The organism is Pricia sp. (assembly GCF_041745955.1).
GTDB lineage: Bacteria > Bacteroidota > Bacteroidia > Flavobacteriales > Flavobacteriaceae > Pricia.
The window spans coordinates 1-7,289 of record NZ_JBGTHY010000187.1; the positions used below are offsets into that span (position 1 = coordinate 1).

Annotated in this window: 12 protein-coding genes; 9 read left to right on the top strand and 3 right to left on the bottom strand. The window is 44.6% G+C overall.

Annotation, left to right across the window (positions count from 1 at the left end):
• Positions 1–213: 213 nt before the first annotated feature.
• Both ACEW8S_RS06555 and ACEW8S_RS06560 read left to right on the top strand, forming a co-directional pair.
• Positions 214–1,812 (top strand): sulfatase, encoded by a 1,599-nt coding sequence (locus tag ACEW8S_RS06555; protein ID WP_373517372.1) that lies wholly within the window; start codon positions 214–216, stop codon positions 1,810–1,812.
• 19 nt (positions 1,813–1,831) lie between these two features.
• Positions 1,832–2,158, top strand: a complete 327-nt coding sequence (locus tag ACEW8S_RS06560) for a TfoX/Sxy family protein (RefSeq protein ID WP_373517373.1) — start codon at positions 1,832–1,834, stop codon at positions 2,156–2,158.
• Between the two features lie 4 nt (positions 2,159–2,162).
• Here ACEW8S_RS06560 and ACEW8S_RS06565 read toward each other — a convergent pair whose 3' ends face one another.
• On the bottom strand, positions 2,163–3,146 hold the full coding sequence (locus ACEW8S_RS06565) for a GlxA family transcriptional regulator (RefSeq protein WP_373517374.1): 984 nt from the start codon (positions 3,144–3,146) through the stop codon (positions 2,163–2,165).
• A gap of 195 nt (positions 3,147–3,341) precedes the next feature.
• Here ACEW8S_RS06565 and ACEW8S_RS06570 point away from each other — a divergent pair, with 195 nt between their 5' ends.
• The 7 genes from ACEW8S_RS06570 to ACEW8S_RS06600 all read left to right on the top strand — a co-directional run bounded on the left by ACEW8S_RS06570 (position 3,342) and on the right by ACEW8S_RS06600 (position 6,382).
• A complete protein-coding gene (locus ACEW8S_RS06570) occupies positions 3,342–3,755 on the top strand; it encodes a VOC family protein (protein ID WP_373517375.1) in 414 nt (137 codons plus the stop codon).
• Between the two features lie 162 nt (positions 3,756–3,917).
• A complete protein-coding gene (locus tag ACEW8S_RS06575; RefSeq protein ID WP_373517376.1) occupies positions 3,918–4,301 on the top strand; it encodes a VOC family protein in 384 nt (127 codons plus the stop codon).
• 89 nt (positions 4,302–4,390) lie between these two features.
• Positions 4,391–4,786 (top strand): VOC family protein, encoded by a 396-nt coding sequence (locus tag ACEW8S_RS06580; protein WP_373517377.1) that lies wholly within the window; start codon positions 4,391–4,393, stop codon positions 4,784–4,786.
• Positions 4,787–4,815: 29 nt separating this feature from the next.
• A complete protein-coding gene (locus ACEW8S_RS06585) occupies positions 4,816–5,310 on the top strand; it encodes a DinB family protein (RefSeq protein WP_373517378.1) in 495 nt (164 codons plus the stop codon).
• 17 nt (positions 5,311–5,327) lie between these two features.
• On the top strand, positions 5,328–5,756 hold the full coding sequence (locus ACEW8S_RS06590) for an SRPBCC family protein (protein WP_373517379.1): 429 nt from the start codon (positions 5,328–5,330) through the stop codon (positions 5,754–5,756).
• Entirely contained in the window at positions 5,753–6,118 is a 366-nt protein-coding gene (locus ACEW8S_RS06595; RefSeq protein WP_373517380.1) for an iron chaperone, read from the top strand. The genes ACEW8S_RS06590 and ACEW8S_RS06595 overlap by 4 nt, the downstream gene beginning before the upstream one ends.
• 33 nt (positions 6,119–6,151) lie before the next feature.
• A complete protein-coding gene (locus ACEW8S_RS06600) occupies positions 6,152–6,382 on the top strand; it encodes a DUF4287 domain-containing protein (protein WP_373517381.1) in 231 nt (76 codons plus the stop codon).
• Between the two features lie 43 nt (positions 6,383–6,425).
• Here ACEW8S_RS06600 and ACEW8S_RS06605 read toward each other — a convergent pair whose 3' ends face one another.
• On the bottom strand, positions 6,426–6,572 hold the full coding sequence (locus ACEW8S_RS06605) for a hypothetical protein (RefSeq protein ID WP_373517382.1): 147 nt from the start codon (positions 6,570–6,572) through the stop codon (positions 6,426–6,428).
• Positions 6,573–6,897: 325 nt separating this feature from the next.
• Positions 6,898–7,289 (bottom strand): amidohydrolase family protein (locus ACEW8S_RS06610; RefSeq protein ID WP_373517383.1); only part of this gene is annotated, 392 nt, incomplete at its 5' end.

Sequence of the window (7,289 nt, forward strand, 5' to 3'; positions counted from 1 at the left end):
AGGTCATGCTTTTTTATTTTTTGGATGGGGCAAAAATAAGGTTTTGTGGATAAAATTCTCCCGCCCGAGGGTTTATTTGCTATTATCCCGATAAATTGGATGAACTACTGCGATGGTTTTTATATTTTAGTTGCCACTCTACTGCGTTGTCAAAATGCAAAAATCGATACCGCCGTAATGGCGTATTTGAAGTTGGATTAATAAAATGTAACCATGCTAAAAATCCGGACTGTTTTTTTAATCTGTCTACTATCCCTCAAACTTTCTTTGGCGCAGGATAGAGTGAACATCCTTGTCATTATGTTCGACGATGCAGGGCTAGATATGGGCGCTTATGGTAGCTCATACGTCAACACACCCGGCTTTGACGCCATCGCCAAAGAGGGCATCCTATTCAACCGGGCCTACACGCCCAATGCCAAATGTGCCCCTTCACGTGCAGCCTTAATGACGGGCCGAAATTCGTGGCAATTGGATGCCGCCGCCAACCATGTCATCTATTTTCCACCGAAATTCAAGACCTATCAAGAAGTACTATTGGAAAACGGGTATACCACGGGTCACACAGGAAAAGGCTATGCTCCCGGAAAAACCTTTCGGGAAGACGGTAGTGAACGGCAGGTTATGGGGCCGGCCTACAACGAAAAGAAGTTGGTCCCAGCTACTGCTTCGATTTCAGATAATGATTACAGCGGTAATTTCAGGGATTTTTTGGATAAGGCACCCGAAAAAAAACCTTGGAGTTTCTGGGTAGGCAGCACCGAACCGCATCGAGGCTACGAATATGGTTCGGGTGTAAAATTAGCGGGAAAATCCACCGAAATGATCAAGGATTTTCCGCCCTATTGGCCCAATAATGAAATCACACGTAACGACCTGCTTGATTATGCCTATGAAATCGAGGATACCGACAGGCATATCGAAAAAATAATGGAAACCTTACAGGAAAGGAACTTGCTCCAAAATACCTTGGTGGTTGTCACCTCAGATCATGGGATGCCATTCCCTAGGGTCAAGGGCAATCAATACGAAAATGCGAACCATATTCCGATGGCCATGCTTTGGAAAGGTAAGATGAAAAAGGAAGGAAGAAAAGTCGAAGATTATGTCAGCTTTATCGATTTCGCACCTACTTTTTTGGAAGCGGCAGGTATCGATTGGCGGACTTCGGGAATGCATCCGGCCACTGGGAAAAGTCTGATGAACATCCTGACTTCCGAAGAATCCGGACAAGTAGAAAAGGAGCGTGATAATGTGTTGGTCGGCAAGGAAAGGCACGATACCGGTAGACCGGTCGATGTCGGTTATCCCATCCGGGGTATCCATAAAAATAATATGCTATATATCAAAAATTATGAAATCGACCGATGGCCTTCGGGAAATCCTGAAACAGGCTATTTGAATACGGATGGAAGTCCAACTAAAACCGAAATCCTCGACCTGAGAAGAAACGGGGAGACTAAATTTTGGAAACTGAACTTCGGAAAACGGGTAGCGGAAGAATTGTACGATGTCGCAAAAGACCCTTTTTGTACGAATAATTTGGCGGGCGACCCTTCTTTGGCATCAAGAAAGAAGGATCTAAAAAATGAAATGGAAGCCAAGCTTTTGGCCCAGGGAGATTTGCGGATGATAGGCTACGGACATGTATATGAGCAGGCCCCTTTCGTAAACGGCGCCCATTTTTATTCGGATTTTATGGCAGGAAAGAAACCCGAGGCGGGCTGGGTGAACGATTCCGATTTCGAGCCCTATATTTTGGATGGGGACGGGAATCAACTCGATAAAGTGGAAACCGGGACCAAGAAATAGATATTTAAAGACCCGATTTATGGCGTATAGTGAAAAATTGGCCGAAAGAATCAGAAAGGCACTGGCGGGTTTACCGGTCGAGGAGAAGAAAATGTTTGGAAGCCTAGCCTTCATGGTCAGCGGAAAAATGTGCCTGACGGCCGGCCCCGACAGGATGATGTGCCGCATAGACCCGGCCCTGCACGAACAGGAAGTCGAAAGGCTTGGCTGTCAGACCGTGGTTATGGGAGGCCGGGAATACAAGGGGTACATTCACATAAACGAAGAAAATCTTGAGCACAAGGAGGATTTTGATCATTGGATCCATCTCGCACTAAAATTCAACAAAAGATTGACGGCCAGTTAACGGTTCAGACTCTCGCCCCAACTTTGGTATACTTGTTCAAATAATCTAGGGGCGTCATAGCGGTAATCTTCCGGAATACTTCCCGAAAGGCTTTGGGATCTGAATAGCCGACCTCGAACATGATCTCGTTGACCGTTTTGCGTCCCTTTTCCAATTCTTTTTTAGCCGCCTCGATCTTTACCCGTTGGTGGTATTCCACAACGGTGTTGGCGGTCGCTTTCTTGAAACGGCGTTCGAAAGTTCGGCGGCTTAGTGCCATTTGTTCACAAAGTTCATCGACGGTTATTTTATTGTTAAAATGTTGCTCGATGTGCTCTTGCGCTTTTAAGACCGCTTTGTCCTTATGCGATTTCTGTCCCGAAAAAATGCTAAAAGGCGACTGGCTGCTCCGGTCGATATCAATCATAAACCCTTTGGCGGCCGCGACCGCCGTATCCCTTCCCGCGTATTTCTCGATGAGGTATAGAATAAGGTTGGTGAAGGAATAGGCGCCGCCGCTGGTATAGATGCCATCCGCTTCGGTCAAAATCTTATCGTCCTTGAGGTCCGCTTTCGGATATTTTTTGCGGAATTCGTTCGCGAACTGCCAATGCGTAGAGCACTGCCTGCCGTTCAATAGACCTGTTTCCGCAAGAAAAAAGGAAGCCACACAAAGGCTAACGATTTCAGCCCCTTCCTTATATTGGCCGACAATCCATGGAAGAAATTCCGAATTGTTTTCGAGGTTCTTTTCAAAATCCCCGTGAATGGCAGGTATGATGATCAGGTCGCTCTTGACCACATCCGAAATAAGTTGATCGGGATTTACCGTAAACAGACCGTGGGACTGTTTGGTCCGTTGTTCAAGCCCCACCAAATGGATATCAAAAATGGGTGTCCTTCCGGTCTGTTCGAAAAATTCATTGACCCATGAAAACATTTGATGGGTGCCACCGATATTCACTACGCTGGTATGGCCTTTGGGCACGAGTATGGATACGTGTTTCATGACTATTTTTTTTATCATCCCGCACTTCGGCTGCGCTCGGCATCAACTCCAGCGGGAATCCTTTTAATCCAACGAATATAATCAAAGTATCTGTCGCAATCAACCCGTTGGATTGACGGAAACACCTCTGTGAAATACTAAAAAATCAGTTTATCTTTGGATTGAAATTATGAAACAACACTAAAATAGGAGTCGATGAAAACAATCTGGCTAAACCTTCCCGTAAAAAACCTAAAAGAATCAAGGGCTTTCTTTAAAACCATCGGCTTCCGAGAAAACCCCATGCATAAAAACGCCGAACATCTCGCAAGTTTCCTGATTGGGGACCATAATTTTGTAATGATGCTATTTCCTGAAGAAGCTTTTACGGGTTTTGCGGGCAATCCAATCGCAGACACCAAAAAAGGAACGGAGGTCCTTCTCAACATAGACGCCCAAAGCAAAAAGGAAGTCGACAAAATGGCCGAAACCGTTCGAAAGGCTGGCGGTGAAATCTATGCCGAACCCAGCGAATCGCAAGGCTGGATGTACGCCTTCGGATTCGAAGATCTCGATGGCCATCGATGGAGTATGCTGTATATGGATATGGACAAGATGCCGAAAGGATAGAAGGAATTGATTTACAAGACGTTACCTCCTTTTAGGTCTGAGTGAAACAGATAAAAAAAGAAACGAGAATAAAAAACAGAGACCTGCCCGACAAAGCAGGGAAAAGACAAACATTAAACAAATTTCCGTCTTCGCGGAAATGACAAATAATTTAAGAATATCATGAGAAATTCAAATGCATCAGTCTGGTTCGAAATCTATGTAGACGATATGGAAAGGGCCTCAAAGTTTTACGAAAATGTTTTTGACCTGAAATTGGAGGCACTGCCCAATCCCGGGGACGATCCTTTGCAAATGAGAAGTTTCCCTGGCGATATGGACAAATATGGGGCCAATGGGGCTTTGGTAAAAATGGAAGGTGTAAAGGCGGGAGGCAACAGCAGCCTAATCTATTTTGGCAGCGAAGACTGTGTTACGGAAGAAAATCGGGTGGAAAAAGCGGGCGGCAAGGTCTTTAAATCCAAAATGTCAATCGGCGAGTTCGGGTTTATCTCCCTGTTTCATGATACCGAGGGCAATTTGGCAGGACTGCATTCTATGAAGTAAACGCTATTCGAAGCATATGAAGACCACAACAAAGTAAAAGGCTAGAAACATTTTGTATAAAATTAAGAATATTTGCGTAAAATCACGCAATGACAAAAATTGACCCGATAATCGCCGTAAAGGATGTGGAAGCCAGTTCTAAATGGTATCGATCGGTATTCGGCTGTAGAAGTATGCACGGGGGAAATGAGTTTGATATTCTAGTTTCTAAAAATGACGAAGTTTTACTTTGTCTTCATAAATGGGGAGCACACGACCACCCTACAATGACAAATCCAAGTGTTACTCCGGGTAATGGACTGATCCTTTATTTTAGAACGGAAAATATGGACATCATAAGACAAAATGTCAAAAAAATTGATGGTTCTATTGAAAAGGACATCCACATAAATCCAAACTCGACGAAAAAGGAATTTTCACTTAGAGATCCGGACGGATATTATTTGACCATAACTGAATTTCATAAGTATGAGGATATTCCTTAAATTAGGGCTAGAATCCTAAAAGAGAAACTATGGACACGCTACAACAATTAAGAGACGAGCTTACCTACGAGTACGAGGTTACCAAAAAGTTCTTCGCCAAATATCCCGAAGGAAAAAACGATTATGCGCCGCATGAAAAAAGTATGAAGATGATCAATTTGGTCAGTCATATCGCGACTATTTTCGGATGGTCCCCAGCCATATTGAGTACCTCTGACCTTGATATTTCCCAAGCCGACGAAACGGAAAAAATCGAAAACAAAGCGCAGTTGGTAGCCGTATTGGACCAACAATACAAAGCCTCGCTATCGGCATTGGAACAGGCTGCGGAGTCTGACCTCGAACCCAAATGGGCCCTTACCATGGACGGCCAAAAATTGATGGAATGGACAAAATATGGAGCCATTCGCCACGGACTGAACCAGATTGCCCACCATCGTGCCCAACTGGGAGTGTATTACAGGTTATTGGACATTCCCGTGCCCGCAAGTTATGGCCCCTCCGCCGACGACCAAAGTTTTTGAATTTAATCCATCTTTGAATGCATACAAAAAATAAAGTCATTACCGTAGAAACAACCGTCAAAGCTCCCGTAGAAAAAGTCTGGGAACGGTGGACTATGCCCGAACATATCAAAAACTGGAACAAGGCCACCGAAGATTGGCATACGCCCAAGGCGGAAAACGATTTGCGACCCGGCGGAAGGTTCGTGTCGCGCATGGAGGCCAAAGATGGCAGTGTGGGTTTTGACTTCGGGGGAACCTATGATGTTATCGACGCCAATAAATTGATTTCCTATACCTTGGATGACGGTAGAAAGGTCGAAATTACCTTTTCGTCTGCTGGGGATACGACCAAGATTACAGAATCTTTCGAGGCCGAGAACACGAATCCCATAGAAATGCAAAAGGGAGGCTGGCAAGCCATTTTGGACAATTTTAAAAAAAACGCCGAATCCAAGCATCGATGAACCATCCATCGAAAAATAGTGACTCGTATATCGCCGGCTTTCCAGAGGATGTCCAGACCATCCTAGAGCAGGTCAGGACGACCATCAAAAAAGCGGCTCCCGAATCGGAAGAAACCATCAGCTATGGCATGCCCGCTTTTAAGCTGGACGGCAAACCGCTTGTCTATTTCGCAGGATATAAAAACCACATCGGTTTTTATGCCACCCCCACGGGGCATAAACAGTTTGAAGAAGAACTTTCCCATTATAAGCAAGGTAAAGGTTCGGTCCAATTTCCTTTGGACAAACCGATGCCGCTGGGGTTGATCCATAAAATCGTCAAGTTCAGGGTACGGGAAAACCTTAAAAAACAGTCAAAATAAAGTATTTTCGTTTCCGCAGTAAACCATACATCTATGTCATTTCAAGCTTATTTGGACAATATCAAGTCAAAAACAGGAAAGTCACCTCAAGATTTTAAAACGCTGGCCGAGAAAAAGGGATTTACGGAAAAGGGAAAAATAAAGGACGGCGTAAAAGCGACCCAGATCACGAATTGGCTCAAGGAAGAATTCGGACTGGGCCACGGGCATGCGATGGCCATCTATGCGCTGCTGAGCGGTAAATGGAGTGAAGGAGTTCAATAGCAATGTTATCCGGAAATACAGTAGAAAACAATAAGAACCATTTTTAGCCTAAAAGCTTAGATTCGGTATTTCTCAACAGTTCCTTCACCCGTTCCCTTAAACTTTCCGATTCCAAAATCGTTGCGTAGTCGCCGAACATCAGGTACCATCTAGAAAAGCCATTTTGCATATCGGACGTCAGAAAGGTCATTTCCACGCCATGCTTTTTTGATTGACCATTAAAAGATAAAAATTAAAATCGGTCATCGGCGCATCGGTGATTCCCAGATTTCTGCCAATGGTGATTATTTATTGATATCGTCGCAAGGCACCATCATGACGTCCTTTTCCTTTAACGTGGGGTTGCATTCTTTCCAGATAATAATAGTATACCTATTTACCCTGTATTTCAACCCGAAGTTGGCATGGTATACCACCGGTCTCCGCACTTCACCGCAATAATCAAAACAGTTATGACACTGCTTGGATAAATCTGGAGCTTTTTATTGCACTCTGGAAAAGCAGGGAATTTTGTCTCAATTATGTTGTGGATGGTTGATTTCTTCCAATTCGGACAATAGTTCCTTCAAATCAGCTTTGGTATACGTGCGACCGGCCTTTAGTACCATATAAATATCCTTGGTGGCCCCTATATTCAATAGAGGATTGGAGTTTACCAGGACTAGATCCGCTTTCTTTCCAAGTTCAACAGATCCGTATTCGTCCAAAAGACCGAAGAATTTAGGGCCTAAAAGTGAGCCCTCCGCAATTTTAGCCTTCCAATCAAAAACGTAAGGGCTTAGATCGACGGAGCAGTCGCGGACCGTGGTAACCCCATTGGCCAAATAGAGGGGGAGCAGGCTCTTGTTTTCCGAGACCAGGGTATCCCCACCGCCAAAATGGACGTGCATGTCCCAAAGTCCCGGAA

What these genes read in the sequence shown, in the direction of transcription:
- ACEW8S_RS06555 (WP_373517372.1), top strand. Translation starts at nt 214, where the DNA reads ATGCTAAAAATCCGGACTGTTTTTTTAATCTGTCTACTATCCCTCAAA.
- ACEW8S_RS06560 (WP_373517373.1), top strand. Translation starts at nt 1,832, where the DNA reads ATGGCGTATAGTGAAAAATTGGCCGAAAGAATCAGAAAGGCACTGGCG.
- ACEW8S_RS06565 (WP_373517374.1), bottom strand. Translation starts at nt 3,146, where the DNA reads ATGAAACACGTATCCATACTCGTGCCCAAAGGCCATACCAGCGTAGTG.
- ACEW8S_RS06570 (WP_373517375.1), top strand. Translation starts at nt 3,342, where the DNA reads ATGAAAACAATCTGGCTAAACCTTCCCGTAAAAAACCTAAAAGAATCA.
- ACEW8S_RS06575 (WP_373517376.1), top strand. Translation starts at nt 3,918, where the DNA reads ATGAGAAATTCAAATGCATCAGTCTGGTTCGAAATCTATGTAGACGAT.
- ACEW8S_RS06580 (WP_373517377.1), top strand. Translation starts at nt 4,391, where the DNA reads ATGACAAAAATTGACCCGATAATCGCCGTAAAGGATGTGGAAGCCAGT.
- ACEW8S_RS06585 (WP_373517378.1), top strand. Translation starts at nt 4,816, where the DNA reads ATGGACACGCTACAACAATTAAGAGACGAGCTTACCTACGAGTACGAG.
- ACEW8S_RS06590 (WP_373517379.1), top strand. Translation starts at nt 5,328, where the DNA reads ATGCATACAAAAAATAAAGTCATTACCGTAGAAACAACCGTCAAAGCT.
- ACEW8S_RS06595 (WP_373517380.1), top strand. Translation starts at nt 5,753, where the DNA reads ATGAACCATCCATCGAAAAATAGTGACTCGTATATCGCCGGCTTTCCA.
- ACEW8S_RS06600 (WP_373517381.1), top strand. Translation starts at nt 6,152, where the DNA reads ATGTCATTTCAAGCTTATTTGGACAATATCAAGTCAAAAACAGGAAAG.
- ACEW8S_RS06605 (WP_373517382.1), bottom strand. Translation starts at nt 6,572, where the DNA reads ATGACCTTTCTGACGTCCGATATGCAAAATGGCTTTTCTAGATGGTAC.